General features: G+C 42.0%; 16 protein-coding genes and 1 pseudogene. 14 read left to right on the forward strand and 3 right to left on the reverse strand.

Annotated elements, in window-relative coordinates; genetic code table 11:
- Window positions 1-488 (reverse strand): GerAB/ArcD/ProY family transporter (locus ADA55_RS26430; RefSeq protein WP_048685694.1); only part of this gene is annotated, 488 nt, incomplete at its 3' end.
- A 26-nt stretch (window positions 489-514) separates the two neighbouring features.
- On the reverse strand, window positions 515-2,080 hold the full coding sequence (locus ADA55_RS26435; RefSeq protein ID WP_414629836.1) for a spore germination protein: 1,566 nt from the start codon (window positions 2,078-2,080) through the stop codon (window positions 515-517).
- A 678-nt stretch (window positions 2,081-2,758) separates the two neighbouring features.
- On the opposite strand from ADA55_RS26435, the gene pbp4b reads away from it, so the two are divergent.
- The 7 genes and pseudogenes from pbp4b (at window position 2,759) to ADA55_RS31170 (ending at window position 12,800) form a co-directional block, all read left to right on the forward strand.
- Window positions 2,759-4,132: a penicillin binding protein PBP4B gene (pbp4b, locus tag ADA55_RS26440; RefSeq protein WP_048689505.1), complete on the forward strand. Its 1,374-nt coding sequence runs from the start codon at window positions 2,759-2,761 to the stop codon at window positions 4,130-4,132.
- A gap of 323 nt (window positions 4,133-4,455) precedes the next feature.
- A pseudogene (locus ADA55_RS28990) lies at window positions 4,456-4,835 on the forward strand (FecCD family ABC transporter permease).
- A gap of 235 nt (window positions 4,836-5,070) precedes the next feature.
- Window positions 5,071-5,520, forward strand: a complete 450-nt coding sequence (hutP, locus tag ADA55_RS26450) for a hut operon transcriptional regulator HutP (protein ID WP_048689509.1) — start codon at window positions 5,071-5,073, stop codon at window positions 5,518-5,520.
- 114 nt (window positions 5,521-5,634) lie between these two features.
- The gene (gene hutH / locus ADA55_RS26455; protein WP_034306584.1) at window positions 5,635-7,152 is read left to right on the forward strand and encodes a histidine ammonia-lyase; all 1,518 of its coding nucleotides are present in this window, start codon (window positions 5,635-5,637) and stop codon (window positions 7,150-7,152) included.
- 325 nt (window positions 7,153-7,477) lie between these two features.
- Complete coding sequence (locus tag ADA55_RS26460; RefSeq protein WP_081088805.1) at window positions 7,478-8,875, forward strand: amino acid permease; 1,398 nt, start codon at window positions 7,478-7,480, stop codon at window positions 8,873-8,875.
- A 987-nt stretch (window positions 8,876-9,862) separates the two neighbouring features.
- Window positions 9,863-11,068: a quaternary amine ABC transporter ATP-binding protein gene (locus ADA55_RS26470; RefSeq protein ID WP_048689521.1), complete on the forward strand. Its 1,206-nt coding sequence runs from the start codon at window positions 9,863-9,865 to the stop codon at window positions 11,066-11,068.
- A 4-nt stretch (window positions 11,069-11,072) separates the two neighbouring features.
- On the forward strand, window positions 11,073-12,800 hold the full coding sequence (locus ADA55_RS31170; protein ID WP_048689527.1) for a glycine betaine ABC transporter substrate-binding protein: 1,728 nt from the start codon (window positions 11,073-11,075) through the stop codon (window positions 12,798-12,800).
- Between the two features lie 63 nt (window positions 12,801-12,863).
- Here the strand turns inward: ADA55_RS31170 and ADA55_RS26480 are convergent, their stop codons facing one another.
- Entirely contained in the window at window positions 12,864-13,046 is a 183-nt protein-coding gene (locus tag ADA55_RS26480; protein ID WP_048689530.1) for a hypothetical protein, read from the reverse strand.
- Between the two features lie 311 nt (window positions 13,047-13,357).
- On the opposite strand from ADA55_RS26480, the gene ADA55_RS26485 reads away from it, so the two are divergent.
- The 7 genes from ADA55_RS26485 to essA all read left to right on the forward strand — a co-directional run bounded on the left by ADA55_RS26485 (window position 13,358) and on the right by essA (window position 24,727).
- Window positions 13,358-14,272 (forward strand): nucleoside hydrolase, encoded by a 915-nt coding sequence (locus ADA55_RS26485; protein WP_048689556.1) that lies wholly within the window; start codon window positions 13,358-13,360, stop codon window positions 14,270-14,272.
- A gap of 514 nt (window positions 14,273-14,786) precedes the next feature.
- A complete protein-coding gene (locus ADA55_RS26490) occupies window positions 14,787-15,077 on the forward strand; it encodes a WXG100 family type VII secretion target (protein ID WP_034306171.1) in 291 nt (96 codons plus the stop codon).
- 95 nt (window positions 15,078-15,172) lie between these two features.
- A complete protein-coding gene (locus tag ADA55_RS26495; protein ID WP_048689559.1) occupies window positions 15,173-15,412 on the forward strand; it encodes an EsaB/YukD family protein in 240 nt (79 codons plus the stop codon).
- Between the two features lie 70 nt (window positions 15,413-15,482).
- Window positions 15,483-16,826, forward strand: coding sequence for a type VII secretion protein EssB (gene essB / locus ADA55_RS26500; RefSeq protein ID WP_053087473.1), 1,344 nt, complete (start codon window positions 15,483-15,485; stop codon window positions 16,824-16,826).
- Between the two features lie 30 nt (window positions 16,827-16,856).
- A complete protein-coding gene (gene essC, locus ADA55_RS26505; RefSeq protein ID WP_048689533.1) occupies window positions 16,857-21,338 on the forward strand; it encodes a type VII secretion protein EssC in 4,482 nt (1,493 codons plus the stop codon).
- Window positions 21,331-24,258 carry a type VII secretion protein EsaA gene (gene esaA, locus ADA55_RS26510; RefSeq protein ID WP_048689537.1) on the forward strand — a complete coding sequence of 976 codons (2,928 nt, stop codon included), beginning with the start codon at window positions 21,331-21,333 and terminating at the stop codon, window positions 24,256-24,258. The genes essC and esaA overlap by 8 nt, the downstream gene beginning before the upstream one ends.
- Entirely contained in the window at window positions 24,245-24,727 is a 483-nt protein-coding gene (essA, locus tag ADA55_RS26515; protein WP_048689540.1) for a type VII secretion protein EssA, read from the forward strand. Before esaA ends, essA begins: the two co-directional genes overlap by 14 nt.
- The last annotated feature ends 462 nt before the right edge of the window (window positions 24,728-25,189 follow it).

The raw sequence follows: 25,189 nt of genomic DNA on the forward strand, positions 1-25,189 counted from the left end.
GTAACAACCAAAAAAAGGATAACTGTCAAAGGTAAAATAATTTCAAAAAGACGGGCGATCGGGTTAATGCCGCCGATGATGAGATAAAGACTTACCCACATGAAAATCATCATAATTGCCCAAGTAGGCGTACCTTCCAAAAGTAAATACCTTATCACTTCCGCCATTGCACGGAGCTGAAAACTGGAAGTTGTAAGAAAATAACAGACTACAACTAAACTAAGTAACCCGCCCAGCCATTTTCCGACAATTTCATTGATGTATTGATAGAAGGTCTTTTCGGGAAACTGTTGGCTTAATTTGACCATGATCAGCCCCGCGGTTATAGTGATAACTCCGCCTAAAATAACGCTTATCCATACATCTGGTGTCTGTACCTTCTCCGTAGATGATCTGGGTAGGGTGAGCAATCCTGTGCCGAGTATGAAGTTAATGACAATGACAGCTGCTTGAGGAGTTGTAATTTTGTCTTTCGGACTGATAATCATTCTATAACCACCCTTTCACCGATAGGTTATCCTTTACGTATGGGGTTTTTTGTATGCAACATCTTTGGACGGCGTTTCATCATCATAAGTGGCATGCGGACCACCAGGTCTTTCCACTCACTTAAGCGATAAGGAACGGCTGGACTCAAATAAGGCACACCAAAGCTTTTTAATTTCACTAAATGGCTGGTCATTAAAAGGAAAAAAAGAATGACCCCGTATAATCCGAACGTGGCAGCACATAGCATTGCGGGAAAACGAAGCATCCGTAATGTAATCCCGATACTATAGTGCGGAATGGAAAACGATGAAATGGCGGTTAACGCTACCACAATCACCAAAACAGGACTAACTATCCCTGCCTGAACAGCAGCTTCCCCAATGATTAAACCGCCGACAATTCCCATTGCTGGACCGATTGGCTTAGGCAATCGCAGTCCTGCTTCCCTCAAAATTTCGATGGCTATTTCCATGAATAATGCCTCGATAAGTGCCGGAAACGGAACCCCGGACTTGGTTCCGATAATGGAGATGGCCAGTTTGGTCGGAATCAATCCTGAATGAAATGAGATGAAAGCTATATACAATGACGGTGTAAAAAGGGCCAGAATAGCTGCGAGGTAACGAAGCATACGGATGAATGTTCCAGGAATCCACCTTTCATAATAATCTTCCGGTGATTGTAGCATCATGCTTAAGGTAACAGGAACGATCAAAGCGAAAGGGGTCCCATCTAACAAGATGGCCACTCGCCCTTCCATCAAAGCAGCGACCACGCGATCAGGACGCTCTGTATTCTGTACCTGCGGAAAAGGACTAAGGTAATTATCTTCAATAAGCTGCTCTACATAACCTGATTCAGGAACACTATCAATATCAATTTTCTTAATTCGATTTTCCACCTCTTTAACTAATTCGGGATCAACAATATCCTTTATGTATGCGACAACCAAATCCTTTTTTGAACGCTTTCCTACTTGGAATTTTACTAACGATAAATTCTCGATTTCACCACTACACCTTAAAAAAGATGTATTATCACTCAATGATTCAGTGAAACCGACACGGGGACCTCTGACTAGTGCCTCTGATACCGGCTCTTCAATTGCCCTTGTTTTATGTTTGGCAGTTCCAAGGAGCAGCGCATCCAAAGACCCATCAATTAAAAGGGCGGTAGAACCTGTTAGTACTTTAGAGGCTAATTCTTTAATGGAGCGGACAGCTTCTATTTCACTAATGGATAACACTTCATTTTTTATGAATTCTTTTGAAATGCTCCCTTTGAGGTAGGGAAGGTTCTGTTTATATTCTGCTGAAAAATCAACCATCAATGATGGCATGATATGCTTATCAATGAGATCTTTATCCGATAGTCCATCCACAAAAATGATAACCGAGCGTATACCGGTACGCCCTAGATTAAATTCCCGAAAATGGACATCCCAATTATGGCCGATTTCTTGCTTAAGACATTCAAGGTTAAAATGAAGATTATCTGTAAACGGACACGTTGTATCTTGTGAGGCAGGTGCTTGTTTGTCTTTTTCGGTACCTTTTCCTTTATTGCCAATCTTTGATAGCCACTCTTTCATCATCATCACTCATCCTTTGAGGTGCGAAGCACTTTGAACAATTTGCTGATTAGATACGGAATTACAAACACAATGAAAGCCTGTATAAAAACCTGCCATTCTGGTAGGTAGGAAACAATCGTTTGCCACATTTTCATCACCCTATACTTGTCTCAGATAGCAGCTGAAATTCCTTTATTTCTCAGATAGTATTAATATCTTCTGTGTTTCTTATGCAATGAACTTAAAAGCCATTAGGCGAATTTAGCATCAATTCATTCTTCACATAAGCCTTGTAGAAAAAGTGAATTTGAATCCGGTAGAGGAGAAATCGATGTCTGGGACTTATCCGAATGACTCATTGATTATAGTAGTGAGCTTTAATGAACATAGGCTTTACTTTTTTGAACGGGGGATGACTTAAGATCAAGATTTGAAATATAATTTTAAAAATATCAAGATCAAATTGAAATGATGTTCGAAATAACATATACTGAAAATTGAGAATTATTTGTAAATATCACCCGTTTTTGGGAAATTTCTTCATTAATCAACTTGGAATAAGAGATCCAAATCACAACCCGGAACATATTATCGAATTGTAAAGCCTGGTGAAAAAAGGACGGAATGAATGAGAATATTATCTTTCGGTTAAGTTGTTCTTTATTTTTTAAAGTGATTTCAAAGGAGTGGAAAATGATGAATATTTGGACAAGCTGCACACTGAGTTCAATTCTGGCACTTTCCTTATTAGCACCTTCCGTGTCTTTTGCTAATGAAAACTCAAATCATGAAGCCGCTGTGAGTAAGGAGACTGCCAGTCAGTATCCAATATTAAAGAAAGTAAATAAACCGGAAGAAGCGGGATTTTCGTCTGAAAAGCTGGGAAAAGTGGATCAGCTCATTGAAATGGAAGTGGCGGCCGGTTTCCCCGGTGCTGCCTTGATTGTCATAAAGGACGGAAAGATCGTTAAAAATGAAAGCTACGGGTACAAACAGAAGTTTAATGAACATACACCTCTAAAGAAGTTTCAAAAAATGGAAAATGACACGTTATTTGACCTTGCTTCAAACGCGAAGATGTATGCAACCAATTTTGCCATTCAGAAATTAGTCAGCGAAGGCAAGCTGAATATCCAGGCAAGAGTGCAGCAATACATTCCTGAATTCGAAGACACGGAGGAGGATGTCATCAAAGGAAAGGACAATCTGAGGGTTATTGATGTTCTACATCATACTGCAGGGTTTAGACCCGATCCGCAATACCATAATCCAAAGGTTTCGAAAGAACTTTATTCCCAGGAGCGGAATAAAACCATCGAATTCATTTCCAAGACACCGCTCACATATGTACCTGGAACACAGAATGTCTACAGTGATGTCGATTATATGCTGCTTGGTGCCATTGTTGAAGAAATAACGGGTCAGCAGCTTGATGTCTATGTTGAAAATGAATTGTACAAGCCGCTTGGGTTGAAAAATACTAAGTTCAATCCTCTGCAAAAGGGCTTTAAGCCAAGGGATTTTGCCGCAACCGAATTGCTTGGCAACACCCGGGATGGCGTGATAGATTTCCCTAACATTCGCACATACACACTTCAAGGGGAAGTGCATGATGAAAAAGCCTTTTATTCGATGGGGGGCGTTTCAGGGCATGCCGGCCTTTTCTCCAATACTAAAGATATGGCCGTCCTTCTGCAGGTGATGCTGAATGGCGGGGGATACGGTAAACATACGTTGTTCGATCAAAAAACAATCGATGAATTCGTCGAACCTTCCGAGATGAATCCTACATATGGTCTTGGGTGGAGACGAAATGGCGATGCTAGCATGGAGTGGATGTTCAGTCCTCTTGCAAGCGACAGTGCCTATGGTCATACTGGATGGACCGGGACGGTCACGATCATCGATCCGGAAATAGATTTAGGGATCGTTTTACTTACTAATAAAAAGCACTCTCCGCTCGTCAATCCTGTAGCCAATTCCAATCAGTTTTTTGGCGACCTCTTCAAAACAGGAAGCTATGGAAGTGTTGTAACTGCGATTTATGAAGCATTGGAATCGAATGAATAAACGGATATCTCCATAAAGTTTAAGACCTCCCATTAATGTCGGGAGGCCTTTTTTCTTGTTCTATCAGAATGTCTGGAAGCTTTATTCTATACAGTTTGGGCAAGGATCAGGTTTTTATATGCGCCGTCTTGATGGAGCAAATTATCATGGGCACCTTGTTCGATGATTTCCCCATTTTGTACAACGATGATGCGATCGGCATGTTTAATTGTCGCTAATCTATGGAACCGAACAATTTCATGAAGGCATTAATCTGGTTATCCGGGACGATCTGGGGGACGAATTGAACCTTTGTATGGGCGTTATTGCCGTGGTTGTTCGTATTGATTCCTCTAGCGATTTATAAATCCAAAGTATTGGATGTTTTGCGCTTGGGTGACCCGATTGCCATTGGAGTTGGTGTACAGATAGAAAAGGAACGCAGGCTTTTATTGCTGATTTCAGTCGCATTGGCAGGTGTATGCGTTTCGGTGGGCGGAGGCCTTACGTTCTTAGGCCTGATCGCCCCCCATATAGCCAGGAAATTAGTGGGGCGAGACATGCAAAACTACTGCCACTGACTGCAATCTTAGGTTCCTTATTGCTGTTATCTGCCGATACATTAGGAAGAGTCATCATGGCACCGATGGAATTGCCGGTAGGGATTATTGTTTCGGTACTAGGCGCGCCATATTTTATCTACTTACTCGTGAAAAACATTTAATTATAGTTTTCAGAAAAAAGCCCATTTTCCAGGACGCTAGTGAAGATGGGCTTTTTTGCAGGAATGGTTGTTCCTTAGAAAGGATATAGATGATGGCTGTACGGCTGCTTTCAGGAGTGATGAATCATCCCCTAAAAGAACTATTTTAAAAAATATATTGACCGAACGGCTTGTATCCGCTTACAATGATATTTAGTTATTAGTGTATTTAGAAAATTGTAAAAGAGGTACCTGCATGACAAAGGAATTCGACAGAAGAATTGGGCGCCATGCAATCATGTACGCGTTTGCGGACGAAGAGGAAGAAGCCATATTGACGAATGAACTTAAGCGGATGGATTGGCTTTATGGAAAAGGTAAAGTCGGTTCAATGGAGCTGCAGAAAATAGTTGCGGCCATTGAGACATCAGCGAAAAGACTTGGATTGGTCAATCCCGATATGTATCGTGAAATGCATGCGCTGTATCATGCAATCATCGAAGCACTCCAAGGAGTGACACGCGGCCAAGTCGAGCTTGGCGGTCTTTTGAGGACTGCGGGCCTTCGGTTTGCAATCGTTCGGGGCAGGCCGTTTAAAAACGGGGCCGAAGGTGAATGGATTGCTGTCGCCGTGTATGGAACGATTGGAGCACCGGTTCGGGGATTTGAACATGAGGCCGTCGGCTTGGGAATTAACCACATTTAAATAATTAAAAGCCTATAGTTATTTAGTGAAATAGGGGGCTGTATTGATAGACTGGATAAGTCTGTCAATATGGCCTCCTTTTGTGTGTTTTAAAAAAGAATAGGGGTGCAGGAAATGATTATGTTAACGGGCCAAACTTTAACGATTGAAGAAGCGAAAAAAGTATTGTATGGAGAAGCATTTGTCTCTGCTTCAGCCGAGAGTGTTAAGAAAGTGGAAAAAAGCCGCGAAGCGGTTGAAAATATCGTGAAACAAAAGAAAGTCGTCTATGGCATCACAACAGGCTTTGGAAAGTTCAGCGATGTTTTGATTGATGCAGAGGACGCAGAGCAGCTACAGTGGAATTTAATTCATTCCCATGCGTGCGGAGTCGGGGAACCATTTCCAGAGGTGGTTTCGAGAGCTATGGTCCTTCTCCGTGCCAACGCGCTATTAAAAGGGTTTTCCGGCGTCCGTCCTATCGTCATTGAACGTTTGATCGATCTTTTGAATGCTCATATCCATCCGGTCATCCCTCAGCAAGGTTCTCTTGGGGCAAGCGGGGACCTGGCGCCGCTTTCGCATTTGGCGCTAGTATTGATGGGAGAAGGGGAAGTGTTTTATAAAGGAGAGCGAATGGAGGCCATCGCAGCTTTATCGAAAGAAGGCATTCTTCCAGTGACACTTAAAGCAAAAGAAGGTCTTGCATTAATTAACGGAACACAGGCCATGACGGGGATGGGCCTCGTAAATTATATTGAAGCCGAACAGCTGGCCCATCAAACTGAAGCGATTGCTTCACTGACTTTAGAGGGATTACGCGGCATTGAAGACGCCTTTGATCCGGATGTTCATCTAGCACGCGGTTACCGCCAGCAAACAGAGGTCGCTGAACGGATTAGCCGCATGATCAGCGGCAGCCAGCTCATCACCAAGCAAGGAGAATTGCGGGTTCAGGATGCTTATTCCCTCCGCTGCATCCCGCAAGTGCATGGGGCGTCATGGCAAACTCTTGATTATGTAAAAGAAAAATTGGAAATTGAAATGAATGCCGCGACGGATAATCCGCTTATTTTTGACGATGGGGAAAAGGTTATTTCAGGGGGGAACTTCCATGGCCAGCCGATTGCATTTGCGATGGACTTCATGAAAATCGCTGTTGCCGAGCTTGCGAATATTTCAGAGCGCCGGATTGAGCGACTCGTCAATCCTCAGCTGAATGATTTACCGCCATTCTTGAGTCCGTCACCTGGCTTGCAGTCTGGAGCGATGATCATGCAATATTGTGCAGCTTCCCTAGTCTCTGAGAATAAAACACTCGCACATCCTGCAAGTGTTGATTCCATTCCATCTTCAGCGAACCAGGAAGACCATGTAAGTATGGGAACGATTGGGTCACGGCACGCACATCAAATCATTCAAAATGTTCGCCGTGTTTTGGCGATTGAGCTCATTTGTGCCTTACAAGCGGTTGAATACCGTGGAATAGAGAAGATGGCCCCGTTTACAAAAGAGTTTTATACGGAAGCAAGAAAGCTCATTCCAAGCATTACACAAGATCGTATCTTTTCAAAGGATATTGAAGCAACGGCAAGCTGGTTACTGCAAATTGACTGGAATTCATTTATTCATAGGAGTTTACCTACAACTTAATATGAAGCTCGGAATACCCGAATGAACGTTAGGCTTATAGCCCTTTGACTTGGGTTTTAAGCCTAACATCTTTATGTAAATGCTACATAGATCCCAGAAATCCAAAAAAGGTCTAAGCATTAGAGAAAATGACCTTGAAATAGTAATATATGCAGGAAATGACTATTGATGGAATGATCGACTTTACCTATTCGTGCTAGATTAAATATGCATTTTTGGAGGGGAATCTAATTTGGAAAATCGGCAATTGCAACCACCTGTCATAAATGAAAAAAACCAGCCTTCAAATACTTTACAAAGGAAGCTAAAAGCACGCCACCTTACGATGATTTCGCTGGGCGGTGCAATTGGAACAGGGCTGTTTCTCGGAAGCGGGCCAGCCATTCACTCTGCGGGGCCTGGCGGTGCTTTGGTCGCTTACACCGTAATAGGCATAATGGTTTATTTCATTATGACAAGCCTTGGAGAACTGGCATCATTTATGCCGGTCAGCGGCGCTTTCAGTACCTATGCTACACGTTTCATCGACCCGGCATTAGGGTTTGCGCTTGGTTGGAACTATTGGTTCACATGGGCAATGACTCTTGCCGCGGAACTATCTGCCGCAACGATGGTTATGAAGTTTTGGTTTCCCGACAGCTCGTCTTTTTTATGGAGTTCTTTGTTTTTAGTTTTGATATTCTTATTGAATTACGTATCCGTTAAAGGATATGGCGAAGGGGAGTATTGGTTTTCCCTCATCAAAGTGGCGACCATCATCATTTTCATCGTTGTCGGAATATTGATGATATTCGGGATCATGAACGGAGAGGCGATCGGTTTTAAAAACTTCACAGTAGGTGACGCTCCGTTTGCCGGTGGTTTTTTGGCAACATTGGGTATTTTCATTGCTGCTGGATTTTCTTTTCAAGGTACAGAAATAGTCGGTGTTGCAGCCGGTGAAAGTGAAGACCCGGCAAAAAATGTACCACGTGCAGTTCGCAGCATTTTTTGGAGAATCTTCCTCTTTTATATCCTGGCCATATTGGTTATCGGATTGATCGTTCCTTATACGAATGGCAGTCTGCAGGGACACACGATCATGGTTAGCCCATTTACGATGGTGTTTGAAAAAGTGGGACTGGCATTCGCTGCTTCCGTGATGAATGCCATCATTTTGACAGCCGTATTATCCGCAGGTAATTCGAGTCTTTACGTGACAAGCCGAATGTTGTACTCCATGGCAAAAGAAGGGCTGGCACCGCGTATTTTTGGCAAGCTTAACAAACGCGGCGTTCCCATTTGGGGATTGGTTGTCACTTCACTTGTAGGGATGTTGGCCTTTTTTGCTTCCATTTTCGGTGATGGAGTCATTTATATTTGGCTTATGAATGCGGTTGGAGTCACTGGATTTATATTTTGGCTCGGTATAGCGGCAAGCCATTACCGGTTTAGAAAAGCTTATATTGCTCAAGGGCATTCACTGGACGATCTTCCCTATAAATCAAAATGGTTTCCTTTCGGGCCGATATTTTCCTTTGCCCTTTGTTTCTTCGTATTATTGGCGCAAAACTATCAAGCCTTTATTGGCGATGACATTAACTGGGCCAGTGTGTTCGCTGCCTATCTTGGCATCCCGTTCTTTTTGGTAATGTGGCTTGGTTATAAGTTCATAAAGAAAACGAAAGTAACTCCGCTAGAGGAATGCCAAATCGATTTTGATGAACATAGGAATGCTAAATAGTTTGTATCGATGATATGCATGAACCTTGAAATGAAATGGTTGTTTCAAGGTTTTTTTTCTGTATATGTGACACATTTTCAAATATGGCTGCATAAAACATACCAATAAAAAAATGTGTGAAATCCCAATCTTGCCATGTGATTTTTAAGCGGAAAATCACCTTTCCCACTTTTTGGATGATTTTAGAATTAAAAAAAACTGAAAAAAATTGCGGCCGATGTTGGGAGTTTATGATTATAGGAAGCCGAAGTGTTGGTATATCAAGGTTTTTGGAGTCTTCCGTAACCTTTGGAATCGATGGGGAAAATGGGCTTTTTAGGCAAGAATTCCGTCCCGCATCATTTGAACTTATATTCATTCTTTGTTAAGGTAATGAAGTACTTTAGGGATACAGGTTCATTCCGTGTGTTGGGACTGAACAAAACTCTAAAATAAAAAACCATTATATTTCAGTTGGTATATGCTGTGCCTGTTAGTTTCCTCAGTTGTATTGCACCTCTTTTCCCTGCAAAGCTCATTAGACCTATTGGGAATCCCATAATCATATTTCTATGCGTTTTGGTGTTATACTGCACTGCAAGTATCATTCCACCTGGTAAAGGAAATGAAGTACTTTAGAGGGTAGTCGTAAGTCCATCATCAGGACAAAACTCTAAGTGGAAATCGTTTATATTACAGTTGGTATATGTTGTGCCTGCTAGTTTCCTCAGTTGTGATTGCACCTCTTTTTTCCTACTTGAAATGCTCAATTTATCACACAAAATATAATCCAAGTAAAGAATTGCTTCTTGGGAATAATAAATATAGATTATTTTTCTATACACGTATGCCCTGTGCCACTAAATAAGTGTCACTTCCGCTTTTTTGAAGGGGTAGAATTTCGGTTATTTCAAGATACTTGTGCATTAATAATCATCACTCGCATAAAACGGGGGAATTCAGCAAAACTGAATATCATATGGGCAACTATTAGAATGAGGTGACTTGATGAAGCCGTATGTAGAAGTCAGAAATGTCTCGAAAATTTTTGGCAAATCTCCAAAAGCAGCAACAGACTTATTGAAGCAAGGCAAATCGAAAAAGGAAATCTTGAAAGAAACGGGACAAACGGTCGGAGTGAATAATGTTAATTTCGAGATTTATCCCGGTGAAATTTTTGTCATCATGGGCCTATCCGGAAGCGGGAAATCAACTTTAATCCGCATGTTCAATCGTTTGATCGATCCCACTTTGGGGGAAATCTTAATTGATGACGAAGATATCGTGAAGATGAATGCTGCCCGATTAAGGGAAGTCAGACAAAAGAAAATAAGCATGGTATTTCAGAACTTTGCTTTATTCCCGCATAAAACGATATTGGAAAACGCTGAATTCGGGCTCGAAATTCAAAAAGTAGATCCTGCGAAACGTCATGAAAATGCGATGAAGGCTCTTGAGGCCGTTGGATTGAAAGGCTACGAAAATCAGCTGCCATCACAGCTTAGCGGCGGTATGCAGCAAAGGGTTGGGTTAGCCCGGGCACTCGCCAGTGATACGGATATCCTACTGATGGATGAAGCCTTCAGTGCCCTTGATCCATTGATTCGTAAGGATATGCAGGATGAACTGATTCAAATCCAAGATCAGTACAAAAAAACGATCATATTCATTACCCATGATCTTGATGAAGCATTAAGAATCGGGGATAGAATTGCCCTTATGAAAGATGGCAGTGTGATTCAATTGGGTACCCCTGAACAAATCATGATGAATCCAGCCAATGAATTCGTCGAAAAGTTTGTGGAAGATGTTGATCTATCAAAAGTATTGACCGCGTCTCATGTGATGATACGCCCAGAGAAGATCGCGGTGGACAGAGGCCCGAGGGTTGCCTTGGAAATCATGCGTAAACAAGGGTATTCCAGCATTTTCGTTGTGGATAGGAAGCAGAAGTTATTGGGGGCCGTGACTGCTGAACAGGCACGTCAGGCAATGAGCAATGATCAAACGATCTCTGAAGTGATGACAACCGATATCCCAACCGTAAAAGAGGATGAATTACTTGGAAACCTCATGGATGTGATGGCGACTTCAAGCTTGCCGATCTCAGTCATCGATGATCAGAACAGAATTAAAGGAATTCTTCTTCGCGGTGCCGTCATCGGTGCTTTGGCCGGAAATAAAGATTCCTTGAATGAAATGGAGAGTGAATAATTCAATGAATATGCCGAAAATCCCACTAGGAGCTTGGGTCGATTCTTTAGTGGATTGGATAACTATTGTATTTGCTGGATTATTTACACTTATTACGAATGTGATCGAGGGACTACTGGATATCCTGGTCGATGTAATGAGTGCAGGACCTTCGATCATTTTAATCATCGTCCTGACCCTTCTGGTCACCTATACAAGCAGATGGCCATTAGGATTATTTACATTAATTAGCTTACTATTGATCGATAATCTTGGTTATTGGGAATCAAGCATCCAAACACTGGCAATCGTTATATTGTCAGGAGTCTTAACGATAGTGATCGGGATACCGATCGGAATATGGTGTGCCCAAAATAACACGGTACGTAAGATCGTTACCCCGATCTTGGATTTCATGCAAACGATGCCTGCATTCGTTTATTTGATTCCTTCCATTTTATTCTTTGGAATAGGGGTAGTGCCTGGAATCATCGCGTCCTTCATTTTCGCGATTGCACCGACAATCCGAATGACCAATCTTGGGATTCAGGAAGTGCCTAATGATTTGATCGAAGCATCGGATGCTTTTGGTTCAACCAGCAGCCAAAAGTTATTCAAGGTACAAATACCGTTGGCCACTCCTACGATTATGGCAGGAGTTAACCAAAGCATCATGCTGGCACTATCCATGGTAGTTACAGCTTCATTGGTTGGAGCACCCGGACTTGGGGCGGATGTCTACCGGGCTGTCAGCCAAATTAATGTTGGGCAAGGATTTGAAGCAGGATTATCCATCGTAATCATTGCAATCATACTCGATCGTATCACGCAAAACCTTCGTAAACCAGCTTACGAGCATGTCGTAAGCAGGAAAATCATTTTTACAATATTGGCCTTACTAGTTGTGGGTACTGCGCTATTCGGTACTTTTACAAAAGATACGGCTGTGACCGGGGATAAAAATAGTTTTGCTGCCAAAGCCGATTATGAAATCATCGGTATTGAACCTGGAGCAGGATTGATGAAGTTGACTAAAACGGCTATAGATGATTATAAACTGGATGATTGGAAGTTGGTTGAAGGGTCTTCGGCGGCAATGGTTGCTGAATTGAAAAAAGCAATCGATAAAAAAGAACCAATCGTCGTTACAGGATGGTCACCGCATTGGATGTTCTCGAAATATGACTTGAAATATCTTGAAGACCCGAATGAATCCTTTGGCGGGGCTGAAAATATTAATTCGATTGCCAGAAAAGGACTTGAACAGGATGCCCCTGGCGCTTATAAAATCCTTGATCAATTCTTCTGGGATACTAAAGATATGGAAAATGTAATGGTCCAAGTTTCTGAAGGGATGTCTCCTTCAGAAGCAGCAGAAAAATGGATAAAGGAAAATCAGGACAAAGTATCCAAATGGACCCAAGGTGCACAAACAGGAAATGGTGAAAAAATCAAACTGGTTTATGTTGCCTGGGACACTGAAATTGCCAGCACAAATGTGATTGGCAAGGTTCTGGAGCAGAATGGTTATGATGTAACATTAAGTCAAGTTGAAGTGGGACCAATGTTTGCCGGCGTTGCAAACGGAAGTGCGGACGCCATGGTGGCCGCATGGCTCCCGGGAACACATCTTGAATACTATAATAAGTACAAAGCTGAAATGGTTGACCTTGGACCAAACTTAAAAGGAACAAAGAATGGTCTGGTCGTACCGGATTACGTCGATATTGATTCGATTGAAGACTTAAAATAAGAAAGAAGAGGGAATTCCAGTAATGGAATTCCTCTTTTTTAAGTTTATATGGGCCGCTGGGAATCAATGGATGGAAACGAATTTATTCCTCAATTCCTCTTCCGTTACTTCGATCTTTCCTTTCAAATCTTCTGCCAGTAATACATAACTTTTCACGCCAATGAATTCAGAATGCGATATTAAAAAGAATTTTGTTCCTTTTTTATACGCAGATGGAACATCTTCAATCAACTTAAACATTTTCATCCTTTTTCCACCTTGGATATCATAAATTCGTAACGCATGTATTCATAACTAATTCGTGGTACAACTTCTTCTTTTCACTTTTTATATCATTGATATTTATGGGCGGTCAACTATTTTTACAGGTAGATACAAGTACCGCCTGTACTTGTCATTTGTTTGTGAATTATGAGTATTCCTAACTTTCTGTGGAACTGGGCTATCGTTGAATGTTAAAATTCAGTTGGAAAACAGTGTTTCTTTATACATAAGGAAGAGATAAGAGAAGCAATGAGTTGTTAAAGCAAAAAGTGATTTTGGAAGGTGTGGAAAAATTGAAACCAATCATATTTGATGTAGATACGGGGATAGATGATGCCATGGCGATGGCATATGCTCTAAATTCCCCTGAATTGGAAGTGCTCGGATTCACCACTTGCTTTGGTAACGTGCCCGTTGTTGATTCGACCCGTAATACACTTGCCGTCTTGGAGAAATTAAATAGGCGCATACCGGTATATGAAGGTGCTGACCAAACTTTGGTACGCGGAAGGAAGAAGCGGTATCCCAAGCATGTTCATGGGGAAGACGGGTTAGGAAATACCCTTCGGTTTGAACCAACCATCAAAGCATCAAAAGGAAATGCAGCAGATTTCATTATCGATCAAGTGCAAAGCCGACCGCATGAAATTACGGTCATTGCAGTTGGGCCACTGACTAACATCGCATTGGCGATCAATAAAGCGCCGATGATCATGTCGCTTGTAAAAGAGGTCGTAATTATGGGCGGTGCCGTAAACGTACCAGGAAATGTAACCCCTTATGCTGAAGCGAACATAATATCAGATCCAGAAGCGGCCCATCAGGTATTGACTTCAGGACTGCCGATCACCCTAGTGGGGCTTGATGTGACCCTGCAAACATACCTACTGAAATCGAAGCTTGATGATTGGCGTGCCACTGGTAAGGAAAGCGCCGAATTTTTAGCCGAAATGACCGATTATTATATGAAAGCATATGAAAACTCCCATCCAGGTTTGGGTGGTTGCGCCCTTCATGATCCGCTTGCAGTCGGGGTTGCGATTGATTCAAGTTTTGTCAGGACAGAATGGATGAACGTCAAGGTGGTGACCGAGGGTGAAGAAGCAGGCAGGACAATCGGTCAAAAGGATGGCGAACCTAGAATCCGTGTCTGTACGAATGTGGAAAGTGAGCGGTTTTTGAAACATTTTTTGGAACGGGTTATATGACTAAGCTACGTAATTGAATCATTGGCAAGAGCTGGCCTGTTTCTGTTGGATATATCGATTCTCGCTATATGACAAGGATTCCTGTCAGAATAAAGTTGAAAATAGCATGGTACAAATGGTCTTCCATTCATTCTGATGTCCTTTTGTAAATGATTTATATTCGATCAATAAATAAAAATTGCTTTTCAGAGTTTAATCAAACGTTTGATTAATTTCGTAGAAAAGAAAGTCGAAAGTCACTATTATTATGGTGAAAACCATATTAATGGATAACGGTTCAGAAATATTGGGTATAAGGTACTTTTTTTACCATAAAAAAGTAAAATATTAAAAATTAATTAAAAAATGGGTTTAAAGGTTTGGGAAAACAGGTAGATAGACTTCCATAATGCCATATTTAGGTTTTTTTGCATAATTATAATTTACCATTTTTCGACTTTGCGCTTATTTATATGGCAGAAAATGTATGGTTCTATTAAAATGTACTATATAAGATAAAAGGAGGATTTTTTCTATGTCACAAATTCGCGTAACACCTTCAGAACTGAAAGATGTAGCTAGACAATATGATAATGAGAGCCAACAAGTAACGGATATGATTGGTCGTTTAGATAGAATGAGAGATCATTTAACTGGTATTTGGGAAGGTTCCTCCAGTGAGGCTTTCGTAGGTCAGTACGAAGAATTAAAGCCTTCATTCATGGATATGGCTCGCTTGTTGAATGAAGTTTCTCAACAATTGAATAAATCAGCTCAAATCCTTGAAGACACAGATAATCAGATTGCTAGTCAAATTCGCGGATGATCATTAGGTAAATGAGAAAAAGAATTTCTAGGAAAAAGCGCCGCGACTCTTTTTGAAGATCGTGGTGCTTTTTTGCTTTAAAAGAGGTGGTTTCCATATATATTCAACTAACGATCGATTTAAACAGGTATACAGGGGAAGTATTTGATTTGCAAGTGTCGAATTACCGCTCCATCAAGAAGGTTGTGGAGATAATATGGCAGGTAAAGGATATTGCCAGTGCACCTAAAGAAGGCTATTGGGTGCGGGTTCAGAATAAAGAGTTCGTATGTGCAGGTTATGAAACCCTGCTTGATAGCGGAATTACGACGGGGGACCGCCTTGAGATCCTCTAATGGATAGGTGTGGACTCTTTATAGGAAAAAAGTCTAAAGCCCTTTAGCAGGGGTAAAGGAGTTACATAAAATGGATGAGAAACCATATCTGGAGAAAAAAACAGAAGCTGCAATGATGAAGGATGATAAGGGGCATTCGTTCGTTTTCCAACGGGCAAAACTATCGATGCAGGACCCACTGGAATTACAGCTTATTCATGAAGCGGATGATGCTCTCCAGAAACATATAGAAGTGACAGAGGACGAGGTGAAGATCAGAGTAAATCCACCAGCCTCTTTTTTGGTTTTTTCCAAAGCTAAAGATAAAAATCCATTGAGTAAATGGTTATCGTCTTATCAAATCCTGAAGAAAATAAGGAATCATGAATTGAATCGCCTGCAACTAGTCGTCTGTCCGGAAAATATCGTTTTTGATTCAAGCTTGACCCCATATTTCCTGCATTATGGCGTAAAAGACAGTTTGCCTCCTTATGAGCATAATCGAGATGAGTTATTTAAAGAAACGAAGGCAACGATTTCGGCGCTTGTGGATGGGCAGCATACATTCGAAGAGTATCTGCTTTACCATAAAACACTGAAACTATCGAACGAATCACAAAGTATATTGTCATCGGGGACTTGGGATGAACTTTCCACGGTCATTCAAAACCGGATAGAAGCTTTAGAGAAGGAAGAAAAGGCATTTGTACATATCCCTGAAAAGAAATGGAAAACGGGCCGTTATACACTTTGGGGTACGGTGATCGTTCTCTTGCCACTTCTATTGTTTACGATTTACACACTATTCTTCTCACACCCTAAGCAGGAAGCATATGTAGAAAGCGGTGAAAGCTTCTTAAAACAAAAATACAGTGAAGTCATTGACCGTTTGGAAAACTACGATCCGAAAAAGATGCCGTATGTCGTTCAATATGAACTGGCGAAGTCCTACGTCTCTTATGAACCATTGGAGGGAGTAGCCAGGAAAAATGTGGAAAATGCAATCACGTTGCAAACGGATAGTCAGTATCTCCTATATTGGATTTATATAGGCAGGGGCATGAGCGAGGAAGCGATCGATTTGGCGAGAATCATGGAGGATCGCGAATTGATTATGTATGGGCTGGTAAACCAGAAAGAACAGATTAAGTTGGACGATAGCCTATCTGGGGAAGAAAAGGAAACGCAAATTAAAGAAGTCGATACTGAGCTGTCCCAATATGAAAAGGAAAAAAAGGAATTGGATAAGCAAATGGAGGAACAGCAAGGTCAGAACCCTGCTGCAACAGATTCGAATGTAGAGGATAAAGGCGCAGCGGAAGCAAAACCTGCTGTAAAAGAAGAAGCGGAAAACGAACCTGCTTCTGGGGGAAAAGAAGAAAGTAAGGATTCCTCCAAAAAATCAACTGAAGAAATAGAGAAAAGCAAAGAGTGAGCAATGGGCCTTTTGCGGAGGTGAGATTTAATGAGTTTATTATGGATTTATTCTAGTGGGACCTACCAATCCTTTACGATCAAGGATAATCATAACGGTCCAATTTCGATTGGGCCATCAAAACAGGATACGATCACCGTTTATTCCATTCCTTTTGAACAAGGTCCTATCAAGCTGAAAAAACATGAGGGACTTGATGAATATGAGGTGTTTAGAGAGGGCAAGAAGCTTGGCGATGTAATGCCATTCCATAGCTTCACCTTTCAAGAAGGAGAAGAAACGGTCGAGATTTTTTATACGTCAGGGGAATTGGAAGAAAGCCTCTATTATATAGGCAACTTGAAAGAAATCACTTTATCGGACAAGGCGGGAGCGACCATTCGTAAAGAAGGGCCCGTTTCCGGCAATGACTTTTCCCTTGTGCTGCATAAAGGGAAGTGGCACCTCATGCCAGAGGGAAATGGCAGGATATTCCTGAATGGTGAAAGGGTAACGAAGGCTGTTCCCATCCAAAATGGTGATCTGGTTTGCTGGCCGCATATGGTGCTGAGGTTGATTGAAGGCGACTTATTGATGATTCATAGCGCCGAAAGTTATGAAACATCATTAGCTAAAATGAAGAAGCCAATTTCTGAAATGAAAAAAAACTATCCACAGTATCGCCGGACACCAAGGATGATCTACGAATTGCCGGATGAGAAAGTGACGATATCTTTTCCGAGCCAAGAAGCGGAAGATAATAATAGAGGGTTATGGTTAATCCTTATGCCGCCCTTAATGATGCTGATCGTCATGGGGGTCATCACGGTCATTCAGCCGCGGGGCATTTTCATCATCATATCGATTGTGATGTTCACGACGACTTTGGTTACCTCGACGGTACAATACTTTAAAGACAAAAAGAAGCAAAAATTAAGAGAAGAAAAACGCCAACGTGTATATACCAGGTATCTAGAGCAGAAGAGGGAAGAACTTCAAGAGCTGTCTGAAAAACAAAAGAATGTGCTGTTCTATCATTACCCCTCCTTTGAAAGGATGAAGCTTCTAACTGATGGTATTAGCGATCGTATATGGGAACGAACTCTGGAAAGTGAAGATGCTCTGCACTTTAAGATCGGAACGGCGACCATACCCTCAAGTTATCAGGTGTCGGTAAATAGCAGCGATATGTCCAATCGGGATATAGATGATTTACTTGAGCAGTCGCAGGAACTTGTGGATGTGTACAAAAACTTGGAAGATCTTCCGTTATCGATCGATTTATCAAACGGATCGATGGGCCTGGTCGGAAAGGAATCGATTGTTAAACGGGAGCTGCAGCAATTGATTGGGCAACTGGCCTTTTTTCACAGTTATCATGATGTTCGATTTGTCGCCATCTTTCCGGAAAAGGATTATCAGGAATGGGAATGGATGAAATGGCTCCCTCATTTTCAATTGCCGCATGCCTATGCAAAAGGATTCATATATAATGAGCAATCACGTGACCAGCTGCTGACCTCGATTTATCAGCTATTGAGGGAAAGAGATTTGGATGAGAACAAAGGGAAAGTGAGATTCACTCCCCACTTTGTCTTTATTGTCACGGATCGTAATTTAATTGCTGAGCATGTCATATTGGAATATTTAGAAGGCAAAACGGACGATTTAGGCATCTCGACGATTTTTGCAGCGGATGCAAAAGAAAGTTTGACGGAAAATGTCCATACGCTTGTTAAGTACATTAATGATTTTGAGGGTGAGATTCTCATCCAGCAAACGAAGGCCGTTCATACTCCTTTTAAACTTGATGCACATTCAAAAGAAGGAAATGAGCGTTATGCACGTACGCTCCGTTCATTAGATCATCAAAAAGGCATGAACAATTCCATACCAGAAACGGTTTCATTCCTTGAATTATTGAAAGCTCGTGAAGTGGAAGATCTGCCCATCAGCCAAAACTGGCGGACCAATCTGTCTTCCAAATCCTTGGCAGTTCCGATTGGATTGAAAGGGAAAACGGATAGGGTTGAATTGAACTTGCATGAAAAGGCGCATGGCCCCCATGGATTGGTTGCCGGAACGACAGGATCGGGGAAAAGTGAATTACTGCAAACCTACATCCTATCATTAGCCGTTCATTATCATCCACATGAAGTTGCCTTTTTGCTAATTGATTATAAAGGCGGTGGAATGGCACAGCCATTCAGGCAGATTCCGCACCTGCTGGGAGTCATTACGAATATTGAGGGAAGCAAGAACTTCAGTGCCAGGGCACTAGCATCCATCAATAGTGAATTGAAGAAACGCCAGCGCATGTTTGATCGATACGAAGTCAATCATATCAACGATTACACGGACTTATACAAAGAAGGCAAAGCGGATGAACCGTTACCGCACCTATTTTTGATATCAGATGAGTTTGCGGAACTTAAAAACGAAGAACCCGATTTCATCCGCGAATTAGTGAGTACGGCGCGAATTGGACGGAGCTTGGGAGTTCATTTAATTCTTGCTACACAAAAGCCGGGCGGTGTAATTGATAACCAGATTTGGAGCAATGCCCGTTTTAAAATTTCCTTGAAAGTGCAGGATGCCAGTGATAGTAAGGAAATTCTTAAAAATAGCGATGCGGCAAATATTACTGTCACCGGACGGGGATATTTGCAGGTAGGAAATAACGAGGTTTATGAATTGTTCCAGTCTGCTTGGAGCGGTGCCCCATATTTAGAGGATACGGTTGGATCTGAGGATGAAGTGGCACTTGTCACGGACCTCGGCCTTGTTCAAATCTCAAATGTATCGGAACAGGTCACTAATAAGAGGAAAGAAAAGATTAGTGAAATTGAAGCCGTGGCGGATCGAATTGTGGCGATACAGGAAGAAATGGAGATTAAGAAGTTGGCAAGCCCATGGCTGCCGCCTCTTTCAGATCGTTTATCAAGAAACCCTGAGAGAAGCCTGACGATGAATCAATTCCACCTGGGAATGAAGGATGAGCCCGAATTACAAAGCCAGACCAATTATGTCTATAACTGGATTGACGATGGGAATATTGGGGTTTTTGGTTCTTCCGGGTACGGCAAGTCAACCACCGTTTTGACACTTCTCTTTAGTTTTGCAGATCAATTCACTCCTGAAGAACTGCATTATTATATTTTCGACTTCGGGAATAGCGCTTTACTGCCAATGCGCCAGCTGCCTCATACTGGGGAATACTTTAGGTTCGATGAGTTAAGGAAAATCGAAAAATTCATGTTATTCATGAAGGCGGAAATGGAAAGGCGTAAGCAGCTTTTTTCAGAAAAGGAGCTTAGTAACATAAAGCTCTATAATGCATTGGTGGAAGATAAATTGCCGATTATTTATATCGTGGTCGACAATTTTGACATAGTGAAGGATGAGATGCAGGATCAGGAAGCCCAATTCGTTCAGTTTGCACGTGATGGACAATCACTTGGAATCTTCATGATTTTAACGGCAACGAGAATCAATGCGATTCGCCAGCCGTTAATGAATAGCCTTAAGACGAAGGTCGTCCATTACTTAATGGACAGTTCGGAAAAATATTCAGTTTTGGGGAGAACCCCTTATGAAAATGAACCTGTTCCTGGCAGGGCGTTGGTGAAAAAGGACCAAACCTATCTCACCCAGATTTACTTACCAGCCGATGGAGCGGATGATATAGCCGTTTTGGAAGAAATGAAACAAGCTGTGGCAGAACATAAGGTTAAATATAAGGAAATGGACAAACCGCCGGCGATTCGGATGTTACCGGCACGTCTTGATTCCAGCAGCTTCAAGAGTTACTGCTCACAAACGATTAAGAAGGATACCATTCCAATCGGGCTTTCAGAGGAAAGCGTTACACCTGTATTCGTGGAGTTGAATTCCAATCCATTCCTGCTTGTCGTAGGACAGTCACGTAAAGGGAAAACGAATGTCCTTAAAGTGCTGCTGGAATCGTTGCTTACACAGGCGGTCGGCGAAATTGGATTATTTGACGGAGTGGATCGCGGCCTATCTTCTTATGCTTTTGAGGAGAAGGTGAGCTATGTGGAAACAAAAGAGCGGATAACCGAATGGCTCGATCATATCACTGGAATATTTGAAGAACGTGAGCGAAGTTATCTTGCGGCATTGGAATTGACACCGATGAAGCAACTGGAATTCCCACCGGTCATATTTGTCATAGATAGCATTTCAAGGATCCAACAAACGATAGACGGCAGGATTCAGGATAGGATCAGCAGTTTGATGAAACAATACAGCCATCTCGGGTTTAGTCTGATTGTCGCTGGAAATGCCAACGACTTCACGAAGGGGTATGATTCGTTGACAACCGAACTGAAACAAGTCAGACAGGCTGTTTTGCTTCTTAAAAAATCGGACCAAAGCTTGTACACCCTCTCCTATTCCAGAAAAGAAGAAGAAATACAGCCGGGTTACGGATACTTTGTGCTGAATGGCCAGGAGTGTAAAATCCAAATTCCGCTAAGTGAAGAAAGAAGGAGAGTGCAAGAGAGTGTCTGAAAAAATAAAACCGATGCTGTTAATCGGTAAAATACTGGTGATCTTAGCGCTGCCAATCTTGTTTTTTTCTTATATTGGCCAAAATCCAATGAAAAAGACGGAAACGGCTTCTCGCGAAATCGCCATTGTAAATGAAGATAATGGGACGGAATTTAACAATAACCCCATTTACATGGGCTCAGAGCTTGTTACTACACTGGACAAGGATTCTGAATATGAGTGGTTTGTGGTAAATAGAAGTACGGCGGAAAGTGGACTTGCAAATGAAAAGTACGATGCAGTCATATATTTTCCATCCGATTTTTCAGAGAATATTTATACGTTCGATGATGAACAGCCTGTCAAGGCGGGGATAAAGTACAAGGTACAACCCAGTTTGAATGCAGAGAACATGGAAAAGGTACAAAAGGAATTAGAGAAAACAAAGAGCAAAATGAATAAGCATATTTCAACACAGTATTGGAGCTATGTTTCCCAATCAGTCGAGGACATCCGTAAGAAGTTCGATAATGTCCTTGCTAAAGAAATCGCTTTTCAAAACACGATGTATGAGTTTTATACTCCAAGCTCGGAAAGTCTTGCAGGCGAAATCAAGCAGCATAAGGACATGCTTGAAGGAGTTTTTGCCGAGACGAAAGATGCTGGCAAAACAAGTACTGAAACAATGGGTGAAATAGGGGACACGAAGACTCAAATGGCTTCATTTGTGAAAGATGTTGTTTCTTTTGAGGAATATCAAAAAGCTCAAAGTATCCTTTTTGAGAAGGCCTCTGCCCAAAATCAACAGCTTGTCATGGAGAGTGTGCAGTCATACGACAAGGTGCTGAATGAGGGGAATAAATCTATACCAGAGATTCAGCAAGGAATGAATACGAAATACAGCCTTAATGATCAAGGCATTAGAGAAAATGTTGGAATCATGCAGCAGAAACTTGATTCCAGCAGTAATGAATTGGAACAATTTTCAACAAGCATGAAAGACAAACAAGTAGAACAAATTACGAAAATCACCCAAGATCAACAAAGCTCGATTGAACAATTGAAACAATCGGAAGAGGCGGGTCTTGATAACCTTCAGTCAACCTTGCTTATGCAAAGAGGAAATCTTGCAAGCAGCTCTGGTGATGGGGAGGATATAGGTGAAGGAACGACGCCTATAGAGGATATTGAAACGGAAACGGGAAAAGGTGAATCAGCTGCTGCACCTGACAAGAAGGACCCGGTTGATGAACTGTCTCTGCAGGTATTGCTGGATCAAATCAATGGGATCAACACGGCACTTGAAAGTTTGGTGCCGGCAGAAGGAAGTGAAGGAGCTGCTGAACAACTCAACATCCTTACAGCGGAACTCCAAACGGAAATCAATAATCTCAGCGGAACGGTAAGCGGCAGAACGGGGAATTATAACCAAGTGATAACGGAGTTTAATACACTGGTAGATTCCTATAATGATCTGCTGGCGCAGTTTACGCAATTACAAGCTGATTATAATGAACTCGGCACGAATTATAAGGATTTAGGCGACCAATGGAAAAAGTCACAGGAAGATATTCAAAAATTACAGGACATCCAGAGTATGACAATCGAAGAGGCCATCGCAGAAATCAAGACTCTCGAACAGTCACTTCTGGAAAAAGTGGGGGGAGAAAGGCGAGCGGTGCTTGTGAAGGCCTTCGAGAATCCTATCACGAATCGGGATTCAACTGCCCTCCTTGCCTATTACGGTTCACTCTCATCTTATGGTGAATTGGCTGAAAGAGTCACCGAAGCAAATGTAGATAAGATATTTGCTGCCAATATAAAAGAATTGGAAAACTTGAAAAATGGGGTTTCCGGAAATGTAGATGAAGAAGCGAAACTCGTTAAAGCCAGTTTAGCAGGAGTCAATGAGAACTTCGGGATGTTCTCGGAATCCATTATGGGTTATATGAAAGAATATGATGCTAACGTTGAAACGGGGCAAAAAGCCACTTTAGCTGAATTGGCTGCAATTTCCGGCAAGGCTCAAGAAGTATCTGCCAATTTGTCGGATGATATGGAAGTTCCTGAGATGGAGGCAGAACCGCCAGTTAACCTTGATGGAGAAATGTTTGTATCACTTCAAGACAATACGGCAACAACTGTCGGCTTCATTTCCGAGCTTGTCAATTCTGTAGCGCAAAGACAGGAAACGGTCACGAAGGATACAGCAGACCTGCAAGCGAAAGTGGGATCCGTGCAGGAAAGGGCCGATCAGCTTAATGATAATTGGTCCCAAAATGTAGACTCAACCGAAAAAATCAAGACGGACGTATATAGCGTCTTGAACAACACTCTAGTCGATGATCAGGAGAACGGGTATGTGTACGAATATTTAGCGAATCCCGTACAAATCAGCGGGGAGGTCCTTCATCAGGAAAAGGTTAATATCCCGCCGATCGTCATGTTGGTGATCATACTCATTTCTGGGATATTGATCGGTTTCTTCCTGCATCATTATGAAACCATTCCAATGATGGTCCATGCGGCCTTGTTTACCTTATTGAATCTGATCGTAGGTTTAATCATCAGCATGTATGGCTTGAAGATCTATCCACTGGGAGATATGCAGGAGATTAAATGGACCGTCTTCACCGTCCTGCTTTTATTCTTCTGTTCAGCGTTTACCCGACTTGCCTTCTCGATTGGTCCGTTTGTCGGTGCTATCCTGGTGATTGGTTTGATCAGTTTCTTTACCATTCCATTATTGGATTTAATCATGCCTAATTTCAATGTAGACCACCCTGTTGCGGACGTATACATGTCCATTCAATTCGGTAATCAGTCGGCATTCATTCCGGCTAGTATCATCTTGATTGTACTGACGCTTATCGCAACGGTCATTCCATATATAGTGAAGCGTCTTGCAGAAAGAAGAGCAATGGCCCATGAAGTGGAATAAATACGTAATGCCTGTCTTGCTCATCCTGTTTTTTAGCCATGCACCTCATGGCGGGGCGGAAGAGGAACCGATGGTGGAGCCCAATGAATATCAAGAAAACGATATTGATATTCAAACGGAGTATTTCCATGAAGAAGGATTGTTGGAACAGAAGCGGAAACTGCCTGAAGAACAAAGAGACCTCACTTTTGAAAGAGGGAAATATGATGCCATTGACTCGGTGAAGGACTCACTGTTTCAGTCTCCTGTAATGGAGAATCAAAATAATACCATCGCTTCAAAATCAGAACAGCTTGGATTATTCTCGGAGGTCCGCATTCCAACGAGAAACGAAGAAGAAACAGAGCCTTCGCTTAATTTTGACCTGACGATATTGCTAGGCATCGTTTTGGCACTTTTGGTCGTTTGTTTGTTTTTTATCCTTATCCCGAAAATGGGGAAGCTGAATGGAGAGGTTAAACGAAAATGAAAACAGCCCGATTCCCCTCAGGAATCGGGCTGTTTTAACTACATATCCATAACGGTTTTAATAAGCCCTAAAAGAAGGGCGGCTGCGAAGATCAAAATGAAGAATTTTTTATACATGATCAGTACCTCTTATATCTTAGGAGTGGATTGCATTCATTTTAGCATAAACAAGACAGAATAGAAGTTTACTTAAGAATATACAGATCGGAAGGCCGTGGCTTCATTGCCCTGATGACAGGAGCGGGAAATAATGAAAAGGTGGACGATTTATTGGAGTTTGCCTGCCGTTTATTTATGGCTTGTACAATTTGGACGTTGATCTCCGCTCCAGGCACTCGCTTTCCGCGGGCGGTCCGCCCTCGGCTTGCGCCTGCGGGGTCTCCCTAAACGCGCTTTTCCCGGCCAATTCTCTTAACTGCCAAAATTGGAATTTCAAAAGGGTTTCGGAATTTTTTAATTCCGA

The sequence above is a fragment of the Bacillus sp. 220_BSPC genome (assembly GCF_001054655.1).
In the GTDB taxonomy this organism is placed as follows: Bacteria; Bacillota; Bacilli; order Bacillales; family DSM-1321; genus Peribacillus; species Peribacillus frigoritolerans.